At 69.6% G+C, this 18,683-nt stretch carries 21 protein-coding genes; 8 read left to right on the top strand and 13 right to left on the bottom strand.

From position 1 onward, the window contains the following. Positions 1 to 120: 120 nt before the first annotated feature. The gene (locus E9232_RS30175; protein WP_309800576.1) at positions 121 to 669 is read right to left on the bottom strand and encodes an HD domain-containing protein; all 549 of its coding nucleotides are present in this window, start codon (positions 667 to 669) and stop codon (positions 121 to 123) included. Then, positions 666 to 1,835 (bottom strand): 2-trimethylaminoethylphosphonate dioxygenase, encoded by a 1,170-nt coding sequence (gene tmpA, locus E9232_RS30180; RefSeq protein WP_309800578.1) that lies wholly within the window; start codon positions 1,833 to 1,835, stop codon positions 666 to 668. The genes E9232_RS30175 and tmpA overlap by 4 nt, the downstream gene beginning before the upstream one ends. 109 nt (positions 1,836 to 1,944) lie before the next feature. On the opposite strand from tmpA, the gene E9232_RS30185 reads away from it, so the two are divergent. Beyond that, the gene (locus E9232_RS30185) at positions 1,945 to 2,829 is read left to right on the top strand and encodes a LysR substrate-binding domain-containing protein (protein WP_309800580.1); all 885 of its coding nucleotides are present in this window, start codon (positions 1,945 to 1,947) and stop codon (positions 2,827 to 2,829) included. On the opposite strand, the gene E9232_RS30190 is transcribed toward E9232_RS30185, so the two are convergent. From E9232_RS30190 to E9232_RS30205, 4 genes are all read right to left on the bottom strand, one after another. Beyond that, the gene (locus E9232_RS30190; protein WP_309800582.1) at positions 2,819 to 3,589 is read right to left on the bottom strand and encodes a M15 family metallopeptidase domain-containing protein; all 771 of its coding nucleotides are present in this window, start codon (positions 3,587 to 3,589) and stop codon (positions 2,819 to 2,821) included. The genes E9232_RS30185 and E9232_RS30190 overlap by 11 nt on opposite strands. Positions 3,590 to 3,756: 167 nt before the next feature. Next, positions 3,757 to 4,854 carry a 5-(carboxyamino)imidazole ribonucleotide synthase gene (locus E9232_RS30195; protein WP_309800584.1) on the bottom strand — a complete coding sequence of 366 codons (1,098 nt, stop codon included), beginning with the start codon at positions 4,852 to 4,854 and terminating at the stop codon, positions 3,757 to 3,759. Then, the gene (gene purE / locus E9232_RS30200; protein ID WP_309800585.1) at positions 4,851 to 5,345 is read right to left on the bottom strand and encodes a 5-(carboxyamino)imidazole ribonucleotide mutase; all 495 of its coding nucleotides are present in this window, start codon (positions 5,343 to 5,345) and stop codon (positions 4,851 to 4,853) included. The genes E9232_RS30195 and purE overlap by 4 nt, the downstream gene beginning before the upstream one ends. 57 nt (positions 5,346 to 5,402) lie before the next feature. Beyond that, positions 5,403 to 5,603, bottom strand: a complete 201-nt coding sequence (locus tag E9232_RS30205) for a YdcH family protein (RefSeq protein ID WP_309800586.1) — start codon at positions 5,601 to 5,603, stop codon at positions 5,403 to 5,405. 190 nt (positions 5,604 to 5,793) lie between these two features. Here E9232_RS30205 and E9232_RS30210 point away from each other — a divergent pair, with 190 nt between their 5' ends. Then, the gene (locus E9232_RS30210) at positions 5,794 to 6,876 is read left to right on the top strand and encodes an ATP-dependent 6-phosphofructokinase (RefSeq protein WP_309800588.1); all 1,083 of its coding nucleotides are present in this window, start codon (positions 5,794 to 5,796) and stop codon (positions 6,874 to 6,876) included. Positions 6,877 to 7,006: 130 nt separating this feature from the next. Here E9232_RS30210 and E9232_RS30215 read toward each other — a convergent pair whose 3' ends face one another. Beyond that, positions 7,007 to 7,270 carry a hypothetical protein gene (locus E9232_RS30215; RefSeq protein WP_309800589.1) on the bottom strand — a complete coding sequence of 88 codons (264 nt, stop codon included), beginning with the start codon at positions 7,268 to 7,270 and terminating at the stop codon, positions 7,007 to 7,009. A 263-nt stretch (positions 7,271 to 7,533) separates the two neighbouring features. Here E9232_RS30215 and E9232_RS30220 point away from each other — a divergent pair, with 263 nt between their 5' ends. After that, positions 7,534 to 7,860 (top strand): hypothetical protein, encoded by a 327-nt coding sequence (locus tag E9232_RS30220; RefSeq protein WP_309800590.1) that lies wholly within the window; start codon positions 7,534 to 7,536, stop codon positions 7,858 to 7,860. Positions 7,861 to 8,036: 176 nt separating this feature from the next. Then, the gene (locus tag E9232_RS30225) at positions 8,037 to 8,897 is read left to right on the top strand and encodes a hypothetical protein (protein WP_309800591.1); all 861 of its coding nucleotides are present in this window, start codon (positions 8,037 to 8,039) and stop codon (positions 8,895 to 8,897) included. A 269-nt stretch (positions 8,898 to 9,166) separates the two neighbouring features. Here the strand turns inward: E9232_RS30225 and E9232_RS30230 are convergent, their stop codons facing one another. The 3 genes from E9232_RS30230 to E9232_RS30240 all read right to left on the bottom strand — a co-directional run bounded on the left by E9232_RS30230 (position 9,167) and on the right by E9232_RS30240 (position 12,066). After that, complete coding sequence (locus E9232_RS30230) at positions 9,167 to 9,889, bottom strand: MOSC domain-containing protein (protein WP_309800592.1); 723 nt, start codon at positions 9,887 to 9,889, stop codon at positions 9,167 to 9,169. A gap of 191 nt (positions 9,890 to 10,080) precedes the next feature. Further along, positions 10,081 to 11,262, bottom strand: a complete 1,182-nt coding sequence (locus E9232_RS30235) for a DUF3734 domain-containing protein (protein WP_309800594.1) — start codon at positions 11,260 to 11,262, stop codon at positions 10,081 to 10,083. 66 nt (positions 11,263 to 11,328) lie between these two features. Then, on the bottom strand, positions 11,329 to 12,066 hold the full coding sequence (locus tag E9232_RS30240) for an acetoacetate decarboxylase (protein WP_309800597.1): 738 nt from the start codon (positions 12,064 to 12,066) through the stop codon (positions 11,329 to 11,331). Between the two features lie 269 nt (positions 12,067 to 12,335). On the opposite strand from E9232_RS30240, the gene E9232_RS30245 reads away from it, so the two are divergent. After that, on the top strand, positions 12,336 to 12,503 hold the full coding sequence (locus E9232_RS30245) for a YdcH family protein (protein ID WP_309800598.1): 168 nt from the start codon (positions 12,336 to 12,338) through the stop codon (positions 12,501 to 12,503). 144 nt (positions 12,504 to 12,647) lie between these two features. Here E9232_RS30245 and E9232_RS30250 read toward each other — a convergent pair whose 3' ends face one another. Further along, positions 12,648 to 13,244, bottom strand: coding sequence for a DUF1013 domain-containing protein (locus E9232_RS30250; protein ID WP_309800600.1), 597 nt, complete (start codon positions 13,242 to 13,244; stop codon positions 12,648 to 12,650). A 147-nt stretch (positions 13,245 to 13,391) separates the two neighbouring features. Further along, positions 13,392 to 14,393 (bottom strand): NAD(P)H-quinone oxidoreductase, encoded by a 1,002-nt coding sequence (locus E9232_RS30255; protein ID WP_309800601.1) that lies wholly within the window; start codon positions 14,391 to 14,393, stop codon positions 13,392 to 13,394. Positions 14,394 to 14,634: 241 nt separating this feature from the next. On the opposite strand from E9232_RS30255, the gene E9232_RS30260 reads away from it, so the two are divergent. The 3 genes from E9232_RS30260 to E9232_RS30270 all read left to right on the top strand — a co-directional run bounded on the left by E9232_RS30260 (position 14,635) and on the right by E9232_RS30270 (position 16,311). Further along, positions 14,635 to 14,817, top strand: a complete 183-nt coding sequence (locus E9232_RS30260; RefSeq protein WP_309800603.1) for a DUF1192 domain-containing protein — start codon at positions 14,635 to 14,637, stop codon at positions 14,815 to 14,817. Positions 14,818 to 14,864: 47 nt separating this feature from the next. Continuing rightward, on the top strand, positions 14,865 to 15,647 hold the full coding sequence (locus E9232_RS30265; protein WP_309800605.1) for a 3-hydroxybutyrate dehydrogenase: 783 nt from the start codon (positions 14,865 to 14,867) through the stop codon (positions 15,645 to 15,647). 202 nt (positions 15,648 to 15,849) lie between these two features. After that, a complete protein-coding gene (locus E9232_RS30270) occupies positions 15,850 to 16,311 on the top strand; it encodes an Hsp20 family protein (RefSeq protein ID WP_309800606.1) in 462 nt (153 codons plus the stop codon). A gap of 317 nt (positions 16,312 to 16,628) precedes the next feature. Here E9232_RS30270 and E9232_RS30275 read toward each other — a convergent pair whose 3' ends face one another. Next, positions 16,629 to 18,524: an AMP-binding protein gene (locus E9232_RS30275; RefSeq protein ID WP_309800607.1), complete on the bottom strand. Its 1,896-nt coding sequence runs from the start codon at positions 18,522 to 18,524 to the stop codon at positions 16,629 to 16,631. Positions 18,525 to 18,683 lie beyond the last annotated feature (159 nt).

Below are 18,683 nucleotides of genomic sequence, written 5' to 3' on the forward strand. Positions count from 1 at the left end.
CTTGACCGTGGCATCCAGGGGCGGCCAGAGCAGCTCTTGGTGGCCCCTGGATTGCCCGGTCAAGCCGGGCAATGACAAAGAAGGGAAGGCCGGAGAACAGGGCGTCGGCCGAGCCCCGGCCTAACCGGCCTTCGCCGCCTTCAAAATCCGGTCGCGGTAGTCGGCGACGGTGCTGACCTTCAGCCCCTCGATCTTGCCGCCATCGTCCCAGCGCCGCAGCCGCACCGCGGCGTCGACCTGTGGATGCCGGGCGAATTCGGCGACCTCCGCGGGGCTCATCGGCCCGCCCTGCTTGCCCAGGGAATGGACCGAGGCGGCGGAGAGGACGTCGAGATAGCTCGGCTCGACGGCGCAGAGGTAGCGCTTGGCGGCGACGTGCAGCCGGGCGGGCTCGCTGATCTCCGGGCCGAAGCGGGCGGCCAGCCAGTCACCGCCGGCGCCGTCATGCTTGTGATAGCCATAGGCGTCGTCGGCCAGCTCCAGGAAATGGCCGATGTCGTGCAGCAGGGCGGCGACCACCAGCTCGTCCGGCGCGCCCTCGTGCTCGGCCAGGGCCGCGGCCTGCAGCCCATGCTCCTGCATGGTGACGCCCTCGCCATAGGTGTTGTGGCCATGGGCGGCGAACAGGCCTTCGATCTCGGCCAGCAGCGGGTGCAGGGTGTCGCTCATCGGGACGCCTCCAGGCTGAACAGGGTGCTGGTCAGCCCGTCCGTGTCGGTGTAGCAGCCCTGCAGCCAGCGGCGCCCGGCGGAGAAGCCGCGGCGGCCGTGCAGCACCCGGCGGTTCTCGACGATGAACAGGTCGCCAGGCGCCAGGCGGAAGCCGACGGTCAGGGCGGGGTCGTGCAGCAGCCGGCCGAAGCGGCGATAGGCGTCGTAGAAGGCCTCGACCTCGTCGGGGTCGAGGTCAAAGGGCGCGATCGAGCGGTTGTTGTAGCGCACCGCCTTCACGTCGCCGTCGGCGTCCAGCTCGATCAGCGGCGCCTTGGCGCGCAGGTCGACCTTGCCGGCTTCGACATAGCGGAACGGCACCGCCCGCCGGGTCAGCAGGTCGAAGGCGTCCGGCGCCTCGCGCCGCAGCCGGTCGGCGGCGGCGAAGCCGTCGACCACCACCGATTCGCCGCCCTCGGACGCCGCCTCCAGGCAATGCAGCAGCTGCATCTGCGGCACCGGATCGCGATAGGGGTTGTCGGTGTGGTTGCCCAGCGACAGGGCGGTGAAGGCCAGGTTCTGCGCCTTCTCCACCGCCACCACGTCGAACAGCCGGCCGTAATTGGTCTCGCGGACATGGCCGAAGATCTCGACCACCCTGCACACCATGCCCGGCTCGGTCGGCACGCCGCGCAGCAGGGCGAAGCCGTGGTCGTGGACCTGGCGCAGCCAGGCGGCGCGGGCGCCGTCATCGGCCAGCACCGCGGCGTAGTCGCCAGACGGCGGCGCCGCGGCCAGGCCCGCATCCCACAGCACCGGCTTGCGGCGGCGCCCGGCGCGCGAGGCCGGGTCCAGCGCATGGGCCCGCAGCCAGGCGGCGGTGAAGCGCGCCGGGGTGTCGAAGCCGGCGAGATGGGTCTCGACCGATCCGTCGGCGGCCAGCGCCGCGGCGCGGAGGACGATGCCCTCGGGCAGGTCGATGGCGTCGAACAGGCGCTGCCCGTCCGGCCGGTCGCGGCGGTCCGGCCGGTTGTCGGCCAGCCAGATCGCGGGATAGGGGCTCTCGCGCCCGTCCGACCAGCGGATGGTCAGGCGGCTGGGCGTGTGGTGCAGCGTCGCGATCCCGATGTCGTCGGTGGTGATCGGGTGGGCACTGGCAATGGGGCGGGCGGCGGCAGTGAGCATGGCGGCCTTGATCCAGAGCTGGGGGGGCTGGGGTGGCTGAGACCAAAATTGCGACTCTCCAATGCATAAGTCCAATTCGGGTTTCCCATGCTATCTATAGGCCATGCCGATGAACCTGATGCAGCTGCGCGCCTTCCATGCGGTGGCCACCCAGTCCAGCTTCACCCTGGCGGCGCGGACGCTGGGCCTGACCCAGCCGACCCTGTCGCAATCGGTGAAGGCGCTGGAGGAACGCTACGGCGTGCTGCTGTTCGAACGCAGCTCGCGCAAGGTGCAGCCGACCGAGATGGGCCGCCGGCTGTTCCAGCTCACCACCCGGCTGTTCGACACCGAGCAGGAGGCGGCGACGTTGCTGGAGGGGTCGGCCCAGCTGGCGCAGGGGCTGCTGCAGCTGGGCGCCGACAGCCCCTACTACGTCATGCCGCTGATCGCGGAATTCGACCGCCGCCATCCCCAGGTCGAGATCCGGCTGTCGATCGGCAATGCCGGCGCGGTGCTGGAGGATTTGTCCGAGGCCCGGCTGGACGTGGCGCTGCTGTCGAACCCGCCGGTCGATCCGCGCTTCCACATCGTGCCGCTGTACCGCGACCCGGTGCGGCTGATGCTGCCGGCTGGCGACGCCCTGGCCGCGCTGGATGCGGTGCCGGCCGCTGCGCTGGCGGGCCGACGGCTGGTGATGCGCGAGACCGGGTCGATGACCCGGCGCACGGTGGAGCGGGGGCTGGCCGAGGCGGAGGTCGCGCCCACCGCGGTGTTCGAGGTCACCGGCCGCGAGGCGGTGCAGGAGGCGGTGGGCCACGGCCTCGGCATCGGCTTCATCTCCGAGGGCGAAATCCGGCCCGACCCCAGGATCGCGATCCGGCCGCTGGGCGACCGGGGGTGGCAGACCGACGAATACGTGCTGTGCCACCGCGACCGCCGCCGCTTCCCGGCGATCCGCGCCTTTATCGAGCTGGCGGTGGCCGCCGCTGCCGATGTTCAGGTCATAGGGTGATCGCGCCCTGATTGACCGACCGGACCAGGAAGTCGGCGCTGATCTCGAAGCGGCTCGGCTCCGTCGGCCCGCCCCAGATCCAGCCATCCTCCATGAAGTACCCAGCCAGGGCGGAATAGTCGGCATAGAGCGGATTGCCGGGGTTGGCGGGGTCCATATAGGGCAGGACCTTGTGGTCGATCATCAGGTCGATGGTGCCACCCCAGGCCTGCGACGAGATCCGGTTGGTGCCGCGGATCAGCTTGGCGCAGATCATCCCGGCGGTGTCGAGCCGGCCGTACAGGTCGGGGTTGTCGGCCTTGATCTTGTCGAGGATGTCCTTGAGCGAGGCGACGGCCGGCTTCAGCCCCTGCACCTGGAACGGCCCGACATCGGCGTCCTCGACATTGCTCAGCAGCCGCTTGTTGGTCGGCGCCTGGCAGGTCTCGCTCAGGCTGGCGGCCGGCTGCCCGAACAGCGCCAGGTACAGCTTCTCCGGCACCGGGCTGCCGCCGACGAAGCCGCGGGCCGGCGGCGTGGCCGGCGCGGCGGGGGGCAGCAGCCGGTCGACATCGATGCCGGCGGCCGTGGCCATCTGCAGGATGTTGTCCTTGTAGCGGTCGAGCACCCCGACCTTGGCGTAGAAGGCCAGGTGGGCGAGGTTGTCCTTGGGGTCGTTGGCGGTCAGGGATCGGTCGATGATCTCGAAGGCGAAGCGCTGCTGTTCAAGACCGATGGCGCCGTCGACCCGCCGGCTTTCAATGCTCAGACCCCGAACCAAAGAAAAGCTCTGGGTCACCAGGACCACGGCGATGGCGCAAAGGGCACCGACGCAAGCGGCCAAGGCTTCGGGACGGCGGAGCGTCCGAAGCATTGCCGCGCCAAGGTCCCGCATTCCTTGCCTCCGGCCAATTCCCGCAAATATGCAGGAATGATGCCGGAGAATATCTATTTATGCAACTTTGGCCCCGGGACCAGCCGGTTGACATGCCCCATCTTGCGGCCGGGGCGCGGCGCGCCCTTGCCGTAGAGGTGCAGCCGCGCCCCCGGCTCGGCCAGGAACTCCGGCCAGCGCAGCACGTCGTCGCCGATCAGGTTCTGCATCACGGCATCGGAATGGCGCGCGGTCGACCCCAGCGGCAGGCCGCAGACGGCGCGGACCAGCTGCTCGAACTGGTCGCAGGCGCAGGCATCCTGGGTCCAGTGGCCGGAATTGTGCGGCCGCGGCGCCAGTTCGTTGACCAGCAGGCTGCCGTCGCGCGCCTCGAACAGCTCGACCGCCAGCAGCCCGACCATGTCGAGCGCGGTGACCAGGGTGCGGGCGATCCGCTCGGCCTCCTCGGCGCGCTCGGGCGACAGGTCCGGGGCCGGGGCGATCGTCTCGGACAGGATGTGGTCGCGGTGCCGGTTCTCGACAGCGGGGTAGCACACCACCGACCCGTCGACGCCGCGGGCCGCGATCACCGACAGCTCGCGGGCGAAGTCGACGAAGCCCTCCAGCACCGACGGGCGCCCGCCCAGCTGCTGCCAGGCCGCGGCCGCGTCCTTGGGATCGCGGATCACCGCCTGGCCCTTGCCGTCATAGCCCTCGCGCCGGGTCTTCAGCACCGCCGGGGTGCCGATCGCGGCGACGGCCGCCGCCAGCTCCTCGGCCGAGCCGACCGCCCGCCAGGGCGCGGTGCCGATGCCGTGGCGGTTGGCGAAGTCCTTCTCCGCCACCCGGTCCTGGCACACCGCCAGCCCGTCGGGGCCCGGCCGCACCGGCACCCGCGCCGCCAGGTGCCGCACGGTCTCGTAGGGGATGTTCTCGAATTCGTAGGTGACGACGTCGACCTGGGTGGCGAAGGCGTCCAGCGCCGCATGGTCGGTGTAGGCGGCCAGGGTCGACCGGTCGGTGACCTGGGCGCAGGGGCTGTCCAGGTCCGGGCACAGCACATGGGTGCGGTAGCCCAGGCGGGCGGCGGCCAGCGCGGTCATGCGGCCCAGCTGGCCGCCGCCGAGCATGCCGATGACGCTGCCGGGCGGAAGGGGAGGGATGGCGGTCATTCGTCCTTCGGGTGTTCGGCCACGGCGGCGGTCTGGCGGCGGCGCCAATCGTCCAGCGCATCGGCCACCGCGGGGTCGCCCAGCGCCAGGATGGCGGCGGCCAGCAGCGCGGCGTTGATCGCGCCGGCGCGGCCGATCGCCAGGGTGCCGACCGGGATGCCGCCGGGCATCTGCACGATCGACAGCAGGCTGTCCATGCCCTTCAGCGCCTTGCTCTCGACCGGCACGCCCAGGACAGGCAGCGGCGTCAGCGCCGCCGCCATGCCCGGCAGATGCGCGGCGCCGCCGGCCCCGGCGATCACCACCTTGACCCCGCGGTCGCGGGCGCTGCCGGCGAAATCATACAGCCGCTGCGGCGTGCGGTGGGCGGAGACGATGTGCGCCTCATGGGCGATGCCCAGCAGCGCCAGGGTCTCGGCGGCGTGGCGCATGGTCTCCCAGTCGGACTGGCTGCCCATGATGATCGCCACGGGGGCGACGGGTTCGGCCATGGGTCGGATGATCCTCGGTCTGGCGGGCGAAGGGGGCGGGTCAGGCGATGGCGGCAGTCAGGCGATGATATCGGGCAGGATCCGGCTCTCGATCATGGTGATCTGATCCTTGAGCAGCAATTTGCGCTTCTTCAGGCGCTGGATCTGCAGCTGGTTCATGGGCCCGTCCGCGGTCAGCCGGTCGATGATCTCGTCAAGATCGCGGTGCTCGATCCGCAATGCGGCGAGCTTTTCCTGCATCGACTCGATGTCGATCATTCCCTCCGTCGACCTTTCATGCGGATCCCGGTTCAGCGGCCGGGATCATAGCGCAGCCAGCCCCCGGACCGGAACGCGTTTGATGCGGGGGAGGCGCCCGGCCTTCGCAACGTTAGCTCAGAGAGCTTACCGTGCCCGGCGCATCCCGGTACAAGGGACGTCCGGAGTGTGGGGGAGTGGGAACAGGGTCATGGCAGGCGAGAAGCGCATCGGCATCCTGACCAGCGGCGGCGACTGCGCCGGGCTCAACGCGGTGATCCGCGCGGCGGTGTGCCGGGCCGACGGGCTGGGCTGGACCGTGATCGGCATCAAGGAGGGCACCTCGGGCCTCTTGTCCCGGCCGCTGCGCTACGAGGCGCTGACGCCGGACAAGATGACCACCGCGGTGATGCGCCAGGGCGGCACCATCCTCGGCACCACCAACAAGGGCGACCCCTTCGCCTTCCCGATGGCCGACGGCACGCTGAAGGACCGGTCGGTCGAGATCATCGGCGGCTATCACGAGCTCGGCCTCGACGCGCTGATCGGGGTCGGCGGCGACGGCAGCCATCAGATCCTGCGGCGCCTGGCGCAGCAGGGCGGCTTCAACTATGTCGGCATCCCCAAGACTATCGACAACGATGTCGGCCTGACCGAGGTCTCGGTCGGCTTCGACACCGCGGTGGCGGTGGCGACGGAGGCGCTGGACCGGCTGCAGCCCACCGCGGCCAGCCACGCCCGGGTGATGGTGCTGGAGGTGATGGGCCGCGACGCCGGCCACATCGCGCTGGCGGCCGGCATCGCCGGCGGCGCCGACGTGATCCTGATCCCGGAGATCCCGTTCTCGATCGACTCCGTCGCCGACAAGATCCGCGAGGTGCGCAAGACCGGCCGCAACTTCGCGCTGGTGGTGGTGTCCGAGGCGGTGAAGACGATCGACGGCACCAAGGTGCACAAGGATTATCACGGCGGCGAGAAGCGCTTCGGCGGCATCGGCGACTATGTCGCCTTCAAGATCGCCGACACCACGGGGGCGGAAACGCGGGTGACGGTGCTGGGCCATGTCCAGCGCGGCTCGATGCCCAGCTGGCGCGACCGGCTGATCGCCTCGGCCTTCGGCGCCCATGCGGTCGACCTGATCGCCGAGGGCAAGTTCGACCGCCTGGTCGCCTGGTCCGACCGCCGGGTGATCGACGTGCCGCTGCAGGACGCGATCGCCGAATACCAGGACATCAAGCACGACGACGCGCTGCTCAAGACCGCGAGGGCGCTGGGGATCTGCCTGGGGGATTGAGGTGAGGGCTGATAAAGGCGTTCTGTAGGTTGGGTTCGCGTCGCGAACCCAACCTCCGACCGTCGATACGGCTGCTGGGGCGTTGGCGGGGATCCGATCGATCCCAGTCGGTCTTCGAACGCCCCTACGGTTATTGAAGCGGTTCAACCTCGTCATTGGCGATCCGTTGCCGGGCCGCCGTGATCGTGTCCAGGATGCCCGCATCACACCTCATGGCCTTCCGGGCCGCAGAAACCTCGCTCTCGAGTTGAGCGGTGATCCTCTCGAGTTCGGCCAGATAGTAGGGGGTGGCATCGTCGCGGAGCCGCTGCTGATCGAGGGCGACCTTCACGGCCTGATGCGCGAAGATGCGGGCAAAGAGTATTCCCCACGCTTCCTTGATCTGATCAGGCATAGGGGATCCTGCAAAGAATTGAGGCTGTCGATATGGCAGCGCACCGCCTGCCCGATGCGAACCGTGCAGGCGCCGCCGATTTCGTAAGCATAATGTTCATTATGTTCATTGCGCTCATCTGTTTCATTTGTTCATGATATGTTCCATGAAAGAGCTGCCCGTCGATTTCGACCCCAGGCCGCTGTCTGGGGGATGGAGGCGAGGGCATGTCGGATCGCGCCGTTCCCGTTCGTCCTCCGGGGAGATCATGGATGGAGGCAGTCATGGACGAACGACCGGTGATCAAGACGCGGCGCAAGGGCAGGAGCCAGACGCAGAGCATGCTGATTCCGAGCGAGGCGATGGTCGCCGACGCTCTCCGGGCGGCCCGGCCCGGCCTGGTGTCTGATCCGGCGGAGCTGAGACGCGCACTCGCCAGGGCATACGGGGCGGATGCCTGCTGCCCGGTGACCGTGCAGCGGCACCTGGTGCGTATCAGCCAGGACGGCGGCGCTCCCTTCTGGCGCGTGGTGGATCCTGACCGGCCCTTCGCCCGACGCATGGCCGGCGGACCGGAGCGGATTCGCGAAAGACTGGCCGCCGAACGCTGACCCGGCCGAATTACGGGTGAGAGTGCGCAATTTTGGCGTGGCTCTGGCGAGCTGAGTACTCAGCGGGCTGGTCTAATATCCGCCGGTCGGCCCCGATGGGCCCGCGCGGGCTCCGCCGGATCCGTAAACATAATGTTCATTGCGCTCATCTGCTTCATTCGTTCATGATATGTTCCATGAAAGAGATGCCCGCCGATTTCGACCCCCAGGCCTATGGCCGCAACTGCGCGCTGCAACAGGCCGAGATGCTCACGCGGCTGGCCGAGATGGGCATGCAACTGGCCGAGTCGGCCGGTGCCCGCATCCTCGGCGGCCAAGCGCCGGAGGCCCAGCCTGCCGCCGCGGCCGCACCGGCCGAGGCCCTGGCGGGCCTGGCGGCCCCGGCCGGAGATCCGGGTCTCGCCTTCGTCCGCTATGCCCATCTGGTGCGCCACACCCTGGCCCAGCGCGCCCGCGCCGTGCGGGACATGTGCGCCCGCGACGGCGGCCGCGAGGCCCGCCGCACCCGCCACCGCGAACAGGTCGAGACCATGATCGACGGCCTGGTGTGGGGCGATGTCGAGGACCGCGACCGCGCCGCCGCCCTCGACATGCAGGTCAACCAGGCGTTTGCCGACCTGTATGGCGACCGCGAGGACCCGGTCGAGGACCGCCCGGTCGGCTCGGTCGTGACCGGGCTGGTCTGCGGCCTCGGCCTCGCCAGGAAATGGAGCCGCCGGGCGCGGCATCGTGTGAGCCGGCCGCGTCCGGGCCGGCCGGGCGGCAGCGCGGAGGAGATCGCGGCCGAGCGCGCCCGCCGCCGGGCCGCCGTCACCGCCAGGGTCGAACTGGCCATCGACGAACTCGCCGAGCCCGCCCTGGCCGCCGACATCCGGGCCGGGCTGGCGGTGCGGCTGCAGGAGCCCGATGTCGAGAGGCTGATCGACACCGAGAGCACCGCCACCGCCGTGGTCCGCCTCTGCCGCTCCCTCGGTTTCGACATCGAGGGCAACCTCGACATCCCGCTCGACCCCGCCGTGCCGCCCGACAGCAGCTGAGGGGCGAGTCGGCCGTCTGGGGCGGAGTTGCGGCCTGCGGGACCTTTTCAGAATATGCCGAGCCCGCTCCTTTCCTGTCCCCCCTCCCCTTGCGGGAGGGGGGTAGGGGGAGGGGTCTGCGCGCGTCCGCGCGCGAATGCGCAGAGGACAGGCTTCGGCGTCGGAGCCGGATTGCCGGAGTCCGGGCCGGTTCTGGGCATTGAAAACCCCCTCCCCCTACCCCCTCCCGCGAGGGGAGGGGGGACTCAATAAGGCTCGATCGCCTCCCTTTACCCCAGCACCCGCACTGCATCACCCACCCGGATCTCGCCCGGCGCCTCGACCGTGCACAGCACGCCGAGATGGGTGGCGTTGCGCCTGGCGATCGCCATCAGCACCGCCGGGTCCTGCGGCAGGCTGCCCTGGGCCAGGGTGGTGAAGGCGCAGCGCACGCAGGGGTCGGCGATGCGGATCCGCGCGTCGCCGATCGCCACCGCGCGGCCGATCCAGCCGGTCTCGGCGAAGCCCTCCGCCCCCGGCAGGTCGAGCACCAGGTTCGGCCGGAACCGGCGCACATCGATCGCGCTGTCCGGCAGGATGGCCTGCAGCGCCGCCAGCGAGGCGGTGGTCAGCAGGTGGATCGGGTGGCGCTCATAGCGCGGCTTCAGCGGCCCGGCCGTTGCGGTCTCGGCCGCGTCGGGTCGGTGCGGCCGCAGCAGCACGGGAAAGCCGAAATGGTCGGCCAGGGCGTCCCCGGCGGCGTCGGGCGGCAGGCTGCGCCCGTCCGGGAAGTCGAGGCGGAGGCCATCCTCGCCGAGCCGGGCCCGGATCTGCGGCGCCGGCCGCCAGCGGCGCTTCGATTCGGGACAGGCGGTCTCGCCGCTGTCGCGGTCCGCCAGGCCCCAGGCCCGGTCGCCGGCCAGGCCGGTGACGTCGACGGCGCAGGCCGCCAGCGCCTCGCCGCCGAGCGAGCTGACCGGATAGCGCCACAGCGCCGTGACCCGCCCTTCCATCACATCCCCGCTTCTGTCCTCGCTGCATCATGGAGGAAGAAAACGCAGGGGCAACCCGACGATCGATGAGGTGGTTGGGGTTCGCCTTGGCGCGTCCAACCCTGCCCAGGCTGCCTTCCACTGTCATTGCCCGGCTTGACCGGGCAATGACAGTGGAAATTGTGGCGTGCCAGACGGTTGCCACTCACTGGCTAACGGTCCAGCCGGTGCACGTCGTGGGTGACGACGCCGACCTCGGGCGACGGCCGGTCCAGCCGGCGCGGGTCGGCCAGGGTGCGGCGGATGTCGTCCAGGCCGCTCTGCCAATGCTCGCGCATCGCGTCGAGCCCGAACTCGTAGTCCTTGGAATGGCCCTCATAGGCCTTGGTCTGGTAGATCAGGTGGACGATGTTGTAGGCGCGATGGCAGGCCAGGTCGGCGATGGCCTTGATCTCCGGGTCCTGCTTCGCCTCCTCCGGCAGCTTCTCCATCACCCGCTGCAGCGCCTGGCGCATCTTCTGCATCTGCATCATGTAGGTGGTGATGGCGCGGGTGCGGCTGGAATACTGGATGTCCTTCTGCCGGCTCGACACCTCCATGAGGTCGTCGGGCAACCGGCCCTTGGCCGACCACAGGTCGACCTGGAAGGTCAGGGTGTCGCGCCGCGGCTCAGTCGACAGCACATAGGACAGGGGGGTGTTGGAGACCACGCCGCCGTCCCAATAGTGCTCGCCGTCGATCTCGATGGCGGGGAAGCCGGGCGGCAGGGCGCCCGACGCCATGAAGTGCTCCGGCCCCAGCCGCCGCTCGCTCGTGTCGAAATAGGTGAAGTTGCCGCTGCGGACATTGACCGCGCCGACGCTGACCCGCATCTCGCCGGAGTTCAGCCGGTCGAAATCGATCAGCCGCTCCAGCGTGTCGCGCAGTGGCGTGGTGTCGTAGAAGCTGGTGGCGGCGTCGCCGGCGAAGGGCGAGAGGTAGGGCGGCGGGAAGCGCGGCTTGAAGAAGCCGGGCTGGCCCTGGAACAGCGCCCTCATCGCCGCGACGGTGTTGTGGGCCGACCGCAGGTCGAAGGCGAAGGGCAGGTTTTCGGCCAGGCCCCCGGTGGCCGGCCATTCCACCGGCACGGCGCAGATCGTCTCCCAGAACTCGCGCAGGCGGTCCACCCGCTCGGATTCGGGCGACCCGGCGATGACCGCGGTGTTCAGTGCGCCGATCGAGATGCCGGCCAGCCAGGTCGGGCGGATGCCGGCCTCGTGCAGCCCCTCATAGACCCCGGCCTGGTAGGCGCCCAGGGCACCGCCGCCCTGCAGCACCAGCGCCACCACGTCATAGGCCGGCAGGCCGACCTGTCCCGGTGCGCTCCGGGCCTGCTTCTGCTTCACGCCTCGCATCCAGACAGTCTCCTCGGGGTCGGAGGGGCTCGATCCCCCGGGCCCCATCCTAAAGAATCGGCCGTGTCAGGCCAGGTAGTCGTGCACCACGGTGCCGAGGCCGAGGGTCAAATCGGCGACCAGGTGCTTGGCCGACAGCACCTCCAGCACCGGCAGCTCGGCGATCGGCGCCAGCGCGTGCGGGTACAGGTCCAGCGCCGCCGGGCCGGTCCAGGCGCCCTTCACGGTGATGTCCTCGAGATAATATTTCACCAGCTCGCAGATCCGCGCGGTGCCGTCGACATGCGGGATGATCTTGAGCAGGAAGTTCGGCGCCCCCAGCCCCTTGGTCTCCGCCGCGAGGTCCAGGGTGCGGTGCTTGTAGCCCATGGTGCCGGTGGCGATGCGGATCGACCCGTAGTTCAGGGTGCCGACCAGCGTGTCGGTCTCCACCGCCAGGGTCGGCTGCGCCAGCTTCTTGGGGAAGCCCCACAGCTCGCGCCCGCCGGCGATCGGGGGGTGGTCGTTCAGGAACATCTGGTGGGTGTAGCCGCCGAGCTGGCCCTCGAACCGCACCGGGATGACCTGACCGCTCTCGGTGTAGTCGCCGAAGCCGGTCGAATCCGGCATGCGGATGAACTCGTAGTTCACCACCGGCTCGACGATCTCCAGCGGCTCCGGCACCACCCGGCGCAGCGCCTCGGGGTCGGTGCGGTAGCGGATGATGAAGTACTGGCGGTCGACGAAGCGGTACGGCCCGGGCGGGAAGGCCGGGCTGGTCAGCGGCATGGCGAAGGCGGTCTTCCGCACGGTCTCACGATCCATCCTGGTCGGTCCTCGGTTCGTTGTGCGCCGCACAAAATGAGCCGGGCGGACCGGTGCGGGAAGCCGGAAAGCGTGGCGTTAAGGAAATTTCACGCGGCAGGTCATGGTCAACGGCCCCGGCCTGCGACCACTGATCCCCCAGCGACCGAATGCCTCTCCCCGACATGAGGAATAGAAGCCTCGTTGACTTGCATACGCCATCGCGGCGTAACATATCGGAAATAGGAGGGGCCTGAACCACCGTCCAGCTTTTAACAGAGGAGCGAGATATGGCTGTTGCAGAGCGTATGGAAGCGCTTCGGACAAAGCATGCCGCCCTGGATCGTAACCTGGAAGACGCGATCCATCGACCGCTACCCGACGAGATCGAGGTTCTGCGGCTGAAGAAGGAAAAGCTGAGACTGAAGGATGAGATGGCGCGGTTGCACCACGCCTGACGAAGAGATCCCGGGGATCTCCGGATTTTCAAAGGCGGCGCTGGGGGGCGCCGCCTTTGTCATTTCAGGGCCCCGAGTCGGCCCCCGGGGCAGATCCCGTTCCGGCGGACCCGGCGGAACGGTGACTCTGCCCGCCAGATCAGGCTAGTCTTCGCGGCCGTCCTCGGACTCGTCGTCGCCGTAGGACACGGTCGGCGTCGGGACCGCGCCCGGCGGCAGGTGGGCGCGAGCCTTGGTCAGGGCGGCATCCAGCTCCAGATAGGTGCACAGTCCCACCATCACCGGGCTGCGCGGCTTCAGGTTCGGCGAATTCCAATGCGACTTGTCGCGGATCGCCTGGATGGTCGGCTTGGTGGTGCCGATCAGCTTGCAGATCTGGGCATCCGACAGCTCGGGATGCTCCTTCAGCAGATAGGCGATGGCGTCCGGCTTGTCGCCGCGCTTGGTCACCGGGGTGTAGCGCGGGCCCTTGGAGCGGGCGACCGGCATCGGGATGTCGGCGATGGCCATGCGCAGCCGGGCGTTCGGGTCGGCCTGGCAGCGCTCGATCTCGGCCTGGGTCAGCTGGCCGCTGGTCAGCGGGTCCAGCCCGACCATGCCGATCGCGACCTCGCCGTCGGCGATGGCCCGGATCTCCAGCTCGTGCAGGCCGCAGAAGGCGGCGATCTGGTCGAAGCTCAGCGACGTGTTCTCAACGAGCCAGACGGCGGTCGCCTTCGGCATCAGGGGTTGTTTGTTCATCGCCCGTGTTCTCCTCTGCGCAAAGCGATCCCGCCGCGACCGGCCGAGGCGGCCGACCTGTCCTCTCGCACTCGGACGTAAGGGAGGGGAGCGGGGTCGGCGCGGCGCCGCCCACTGTGCTCGACCTAGGGATGATGCGCCGCCGAGTCAAGCAAGGAGTACGATCTTGCCGACATGCGTGCTGCTTTCCATCAGCACATGGGCCTCCGCGGCCCGGGCCAGCGGGAAGGTGGCGTGCACCAGCGGGCGGATCCGCCCGGCCTCGATCAGCGGCCAGACCTCGGCCTGCAGGGCCGCCGCGATGGCGCCCTTCTCGGCGACGCTGCGCGGCCGCAGGGTCGATCCGGTCAGGGTCAGGCGCTTGACCATCACCTTCTGCAGGTCGATCTCGACCTTCCCGCCCTTCTGGAAGGCGATGCTGACCTGCCGGCCGTCGACCGCCAGCACGTCGATGTTGCGGGCGATGTAGTCGCCGCCGACCATGTCCAGGATCAGGTCGACGCCGCGGCCGCCGGTGGCCTGCTTGATCTCGGCGACGAAGTCCTGGGTGCGATAGTCGATGGCGACATCGGCGCCGAGGTCAAGGCAGGCCTGGCACTTCTCGGCGCTGCCGGCGGTGACGAAGACGATGGCGCCCCAGGCCTTGGCCAGCTGGATCGCGGTGGTGCCGATGCCGCTCGACCCGCCATGCACCAGGAAGCGCTCGCCGGTCTGCAGCCGGCCGCGCTCGAACACGTTGGTCCAGACGGTGAAGAAGGTCTCGGGCAGCGCCGCCGCCTCGGTCATCGTCAGGCCCTTGGGCACCGGCAGGCATTGCGGCGCCGGGGCGACGCAGTATTCGGCATAGCCGCCGCCCGCGACCAGGGCGCAGACCGCGTCGCCGACCGACCAGCCGGCCACGCCGGACCCGATCGCGGCGAAGGTGCCGGCGACCTCCAGCCCGGGCAGCGGGCTGGCGCCCGGCGGCGGGTTGTAATGGCCGCGGCGCTGCAGCACGTCGGGCCGGTTCACCCCGGCGGCGGCGACCTTGATCAGGATCTCGCCGGCGCCCGGCAGCGGCAGCGGCATCGTCACCGGCTTCAGCACCTCCGGCGCGCCGGGGGTCTCGATCGCGATCGCGGTCATGGTCTGGGGCAGGGCGCTGGTCATCGGCTTGGCTTCCGGCTGCGGGAGGTTGGTGCGGATCATGGCCAGGACGGGCCATGACCGCGCGAGTCATGACCGAAATGTCACGCGGTCGTAATCCGGTCGTCGTATCGCGCGGCCTAAGGTCGCCCGTCGACTCTGGTGCGAAGGCCGGGGCGCGACTGCGCTCCAGGCTTGCCGATCCTCGCGCCGCCCGCGAGGATTGTCCATCCGCTGCCTGAGAGCGTGGCCGAAGGAGATGGCGATGGACCCGGAAGATCTCGAACCCCGCAACCGCAAGGCGCCGCTGAAGCCGCTCGACGCGCTGTCGGTCGCCGATCTCGAAGCCTATGTTGCCGAGCTGGAGGCCGAGATCGCCCGCGCCCGCGGCGTGATCGCCGGCAAGCAGAGCCACAAATCGGTGGCGGACTCGCTGTTCAAGCGCTGAACCGCCCCACCCCCCATGACACCCCCGCAAGCGTAAGGAACGGACCCATGTTGAAGGGCAAGGTTGCGATCGTCACCGGATCGACCAGCGGCATCGGCCTGGGCATCGCCAAGGTGCTGTCGGGCCAGGGCGCGGACATCGTGCTGAACGGTTTCGGCGACGCCGGCGAGATCGAGGCGATCCGCGCCGGGATCGAGCGCGAGCATGGCGTGCGCGCGGTCTATGACGGCGCCGACATGTCGAAGGGCGACGCGGTGCGCGGCCTGGTCGCCGCGACGGTCAAGAAGCTCGGCCGGGTCGACATCCTGGTGAACAACGCCGGCATCCAGTTCACCGCCCCGGTCGAGGAGTTCCCGGCCGAGAAGTGGGACGCGATCCTGGCGATCAACCTGTCGGCGGCGTTCCACGGCATCGCCGCGGCGATCCCTGAGATGAAGCGGCAGGGCTGGGGCCGGATCATCAACATCGCCTCGGCGCACGGCCTGGTGGCCTCGACCCACAAGGCGGCCTATGTCGCGGCCAAGCACGGGCTGGTCGGGCTGACCAAGGTGGTGGGGCTGGAGAATGCCGGCAACGGCATCACCTGCAACGCGGTCTGCCCCGGCTGGGTGCTGACGCCGCTGGTCGAGAAGCAGATCGCCGCGATCGCCGCGGACAAGAAGATCAGCCAGGACGACGCGACCAAGCAGCTGCTGGGCGAGAAGCAGCCCTCGATGACCTTCGTGACGCCGGAGCAGCTGGGCGCCACCGTCGCCTTCCTGTGCTCGCCGGCGGCCGACCAGATCACCGGCACCGCCATCTCGGTCGATGGCGGCTGGACCGCCCAGTAAGGCAAGCAACAGCTTGCAGCGTAGGTTGGGTTCGCTTCGCGAGCCCAACCTACGTCCGGGGAGCGACCGCTCCCTCTTGAACCTGGAATTCATCCTCCCCAAATCGATGGTCGTGGCGGCGCCCGGACGGGGTCGCCACGATCGCAAACCGCGGCGCGACCATTCCGGTGCGCCGCTCGGTATCGCTCAACGGAGGATATCCATGCGTACTCTCGACCTTTCCCCGCTTTTCCGGTCCACCATCGGCATCGACCGCATGTCGCGGCTGCTCGATTCCGCGCTGCAGTCCGACACCGCGGCGCCGTCCTATCCCCCCTACAACATCGAGAAGCTCGGCGACGACGCCTACCGCATCAGCATGGCGGTGGCCGGCTTCGGTGAGGACGACATCGAGGTGGTGACCTCGGAGAACACGCTTACCGTGCGCGCCAAGACGGCCTCCGAGGAGGAGGAGAAGGCCCGCAGCTTCCTGCATCGCGGGATTGCCGGCCGCGCCTTCGAGCGCCGCTTCCAGCTCGCCGACTACATCAAGGTGACCGGCGCGACCCTGGTGAACGGGCTGCTCAACATCGATCTGGTCCGTGAGGTGCCGGAGGCGCAGAAGCCCCGCACCGTGAAGATCGCCGTCGGCCCGGCCGCGGCGCCGAAGCAGCTCGCCGCCTGATCCCTTCGCGGACGGGGGCCGTCACTGACAGCCCCCGTTCCGGAGACGCGCTAGAAGAAAGAGGGCCGCTTTTTTGCGGCCCTCGTTTTTTTGAAGCCTCGCCTGCTCAACTCGAGCATTGCCGCGACGATAGGTTTGCTGCGGACGTGACGTCAAGTCCCCGTTTGGGTCAGAAAAACCCTTTGTTTTGAATGATTTTCACCTGTTCACGGGCGACGTGGCCGCGCGGTGCGTCGCAAGCACGCCAAATGATTCTAAAAATGTAATATTCCCGGACGCTTGCCATTCCCGGCTCAGACCGGGCCACAACGGGAACGTTACCCCCGACTATATCCCGATCGCTGCAAAGTCACGCGAATTTCATCGAGAATCGCGGGATCGTCGATCGTGGCGGGCGTCGTGTAGGGCACCGAATCGGCGATTCGAACCATCGTGGCCCGCAGGATCTTGCCCGACCGCGTCTTCGGCAGGCGGTCGACGATCATCGCGGTCTTGAACACGGCGATCGGGCCGATCTGGTCGCGCACCCGCTGCACCGCCTCGGCCGCGATCGTCTCGTGCGGCCGGGTCACCCCCGCCTTCAGCACCAGGAAGCCCAGCGGCACCTGGCCCTTCACCTCGTCCGCCGCCCCGATCACCGCGCATTCCGCGACATCGGGGTGGCCGGCCAGCACCTCCTCGATCTGCCCGGTCGACAGGCGGTGGCCGGCGACGTTGATGACGTCGTCGACCCGGCTCATGACGAAGACATAGCCGTCCTCGTCGATCATCCCGGCGTCGCCGGTGGTGTAGAAGCCGGGATAGGCCTCGAGATAGGCGCTGCGGAACCGGGCCTCGGCCTGCCACAGCGTCGGCGCGGCGCCGGGCGGCATCGGCAGGCGGCAGACCAGCACGCCGATCTCCCCGGGCGGCATCTCCGCCCCGTCCGGCCCCAGCACCCGCACGTCCCAGCCCGGCATCGGCCTGGTCGGCGACCCCGGCTTGACCGGCATCGCCTCCAGCCCCAGCGGGTCGGCGCAGATCGCCCAGCCGGTCTCGGTCTGCCACCAATGGTCGATCACCGGCCGATGCAGCAGCCCTTCGGCCCAGGCCAGGGTGTCGGGGTCGCAGCGCTCGCCGGCCAGGAACAGGGCGCGGAAGCGCGACAGGTCGTGCTGCGCCAGGTGCCGGCCCTCGAAATCCTCGCGCTTGATGGCGCGGAAGGCGGTGGGGGCGGTGAACAGCACGCTGACGCCGTGCTGCGCGACCACCCGCCAGAAGGCGCCGGCATCGGGGGTGCCGACCGGCTTGCCCTCGTACAGCACGGTGGTGCAGCCGGCCAGCAGCGGGGCGTAGACGATGTAGGAATGGCCGACCGCCCAGCCGATGTCGGAGGCGGCCCAGTACACCTCGCCGGGCTTGACGCCGTAGACCGCGCCCATGGTCCAGGCCAGGGCCACGGCATGGCCGCCATTGTCGCGCACGATGCCCTTGGGCTGGCCGGTGGTGCCGGAGGTGTAGAGGATGTAGAGCGGGTCGGTCGCCGCCACCGGCACGCAGGCCGCCGGGGCGGCCGCTTTCTCGACCTCCGTCCAGTCATGGTCGCGGCCCAGCTGCATCGCTGCGGCGCATTGCGGCCGCTGCAGGATCACCGTCGCCGGAACCTTGTGCCGGGCCAGGTCCAGCGCGGCGTCGAGCAGCGGCTTGTAGGCGATAACGCGCGCGACCTCGATGCCGCAGGAGGCGGAGACGACCAGCTTCGGCGTGCAGTCGTCGATCCGCGACGCCAGCTCCGGCGCCGCGAAGCCGCCGAACACCACGGAATGCACCGCGCCCAGCCGGGCGCAGGCCAGCATGGCGACCACCGCCTCGGGCACCATCGGCATGTAGATCACGACCCGGTCGCCGGGGCCGACGCCCAGGGCGCGCATGGCGCCGGCGAAGCGGGCGACGCGGTCGGTCAGCGCGGCATAGGTGAAGCGCTGCACGGTGCCGGTGACCGGGCTGTCATAGATCAGCGCCACCCGGTCGCCATGGCCGGCGGCGACGTGGCGGTCCAGCGCGTTGTGGCAGGTGTTCAGCCGGCCGCCGGCGAACCAGCGATAGAGGGGCGCGTTGCTGTCGTCCAGCACCCGGTCCCAGGGCCGGTCCCAGTCGATCGCGGCGGCGGCGTCGCCCCAGAATCCCTCGGGGTCGGCGAGCGCGCGGCGACAGGCCTCGGCATAGGCTCCCATGGACGTTCCTCCCGGACACGCGATTTTCCGAACCCTAGCGCCGTGCGGCCACTGGGGCGAGTGGGGAAGATGACCCCCCAAGAGGCCGGTGTCGCGATCCGGCCAGCGTCAGCCGCGGCGGGCGGACCGCGATCCAGCCATTTCGTCTCAAACTGCGCG

The organism is Inquilinus ginsengisoli (assembly GCF_031453975.1).
Taxonomy (GTDB): domain Bacteria; phylum Pseudomonadota; class Alphaproteobacteria; order DSM-16000; family Inquilinaceae; genus Inquilinus; species Inquilinus ginsengisoli_A.

What these genes read in the sequence shown, in the direction of transcription:
- E9232_RS30175 (WP_309800576.1), bottom strand. Translation starts at nt 669, where the DNA reads ATGAGCGACACCCTGCACCCGCTGCTGGCCGAGATCGAAGGCCTGTTC.
- tmpA (WP_309800578.1), bottom strand. Translation starts at nt 1,835, where the DNA reads ATGCTCACTGCCGCCGCCCGCCCCATTGCCAGTGCCCACCCGATCACC.
- E9232_RS30185 (WP_309800580.1), top strand. Translation starts at nt 1,945, where the DNA reads ATGAACCTGATGCAGCTGCGCGCCTTCCATGCGGTGGCCACCCAGTCC.
- E9232_RS30195 (WP_309800584.1), bottom strand. Translation starts at nt 4,854, where the DNA reads ATGACCGCCATCCCTCCCCTTCCGCCCGGCAGCGTCATCGGCATGCTC.
- purE (WP_309800585.1), bottom strand. Translation starts at nt 5,345, where the DNA reads ATGGCCGAACCCGTCGCCCCCGTGGCGATCATCATGGGCAGCCAGTCC.
- E9232_RS30205 (WP_309800586.1), bottom strand. Translation starts at nt 5,603, where the DNA reads ATGATCGACATCGAGTCGATGCAGGAAAAGCTCGCCGCATTGCGGATC.
- E9232_RS30210 (WP_309800588.1), top strand. Translation starts at nt 5,794, where the DNA reads ATGGCAGGCGAGAAGCGCATCGGCATCCTGACCAGCGGCGGCGACTGC.
- E9232_RS30215 (WP_309800589.1), bottom strand. Translation starts at nt 7,270, where the DNA reads ATGCCTGATCAGATCAAGGAAGCGTGGGGAATACTCTTTGCCCGCATC.
- E9232_RS30220 (WP_309800590.1), top strand. Translation starts at nt 7,534, where the DNA reads ATGGACGAACGACCGGTGATCAAGACGCGGCGCAAGGGCAGGAGCCAG.
- E9232_RS30225 (WP_309800591.1), top strand. Translation starts at nt 8,037, where the DNA reads ATGAAAGAGATGCCCGCCGATTTCGACCCCCAGGCCTATGGCCGCAAC.
- E9232_RS30230 (WP_309800592.1), bottom strand. Translation starts at nt 9,889, where the DNA reads ATGGAAGGGCGGGTCACGGCGCTGTGGCGCTATCCGGTCAGCTCGCTC.
- E9232_RS30235 (WP_309800594.1), bottom strand. Translation starts at nt 11,262, where the DNA reads ATGCGAGGCGTGAAGCAGAAGCAGGCCCGGAGCGCACCGGGACAGGTC.
- E9232_RS30240 (WP_309800597.1), bottom strand. Translation starts at nt 12,066, where the DNA reads ATGGATCGTGAGACCGTGCGGAAGACCGCCTTCGCCATGCCGCTGACC.
- E9232_RS30245 (WP_309800598.1), top strand. Translation starts at nt 12,336, where the DNA reads ATGGCTGTTGCAGAGCGTATGGAAGCGCTTCGGACAAAGCATGCCGCC.
- E9232_RS30250 (WP_309800600.1), bottom strand. Translation starts at nt 13,244, where the DNA reads ATGAACAAACAACCCCTGATGCCGAAGGCGACCGCCGTCTGGCTCGTT.
- E9232_RS30255 (WP_309800601.1), bottom strand. Translation starts at nt 14,393, where the DNA reads ATGACCAGCGCCCTGCCCCAGACCATGACCGCGATCGCGATCGAGACC.
- E9232_RS30260 (WP_309800603.1), top strand. Translation starts at nt 14,635, where the DNA reads ATGGACCCGGAAGATCTCGAACCCCGCAACCGCAAGGCGCCGCTGAAG.
- E9232_RS30265 (WP_309800605.1), top strand. Translation starts at nt 14,865, where the DNA reads ATGTTGAAGGGCAAGGTTGCGATCGTCACCGGATCGACCAGCGGCATC.
- E9232_RS30270 (WP_309800606.1), top strand. Translation starts at nt 15,850, where the DNA reads ATGCGTACTCTCGACCTTTCCCCGCTTTTCCGGTCCACCATCGGCATC.
- E9232_RS30275 (WP_309800607.1), bottom strand. Translation starts at nt 18,524, where the DNA reads ATGGGAGCCTATGCCGAGGCCTGTCGCCGCGCGCTCGCCGACCCCGAG.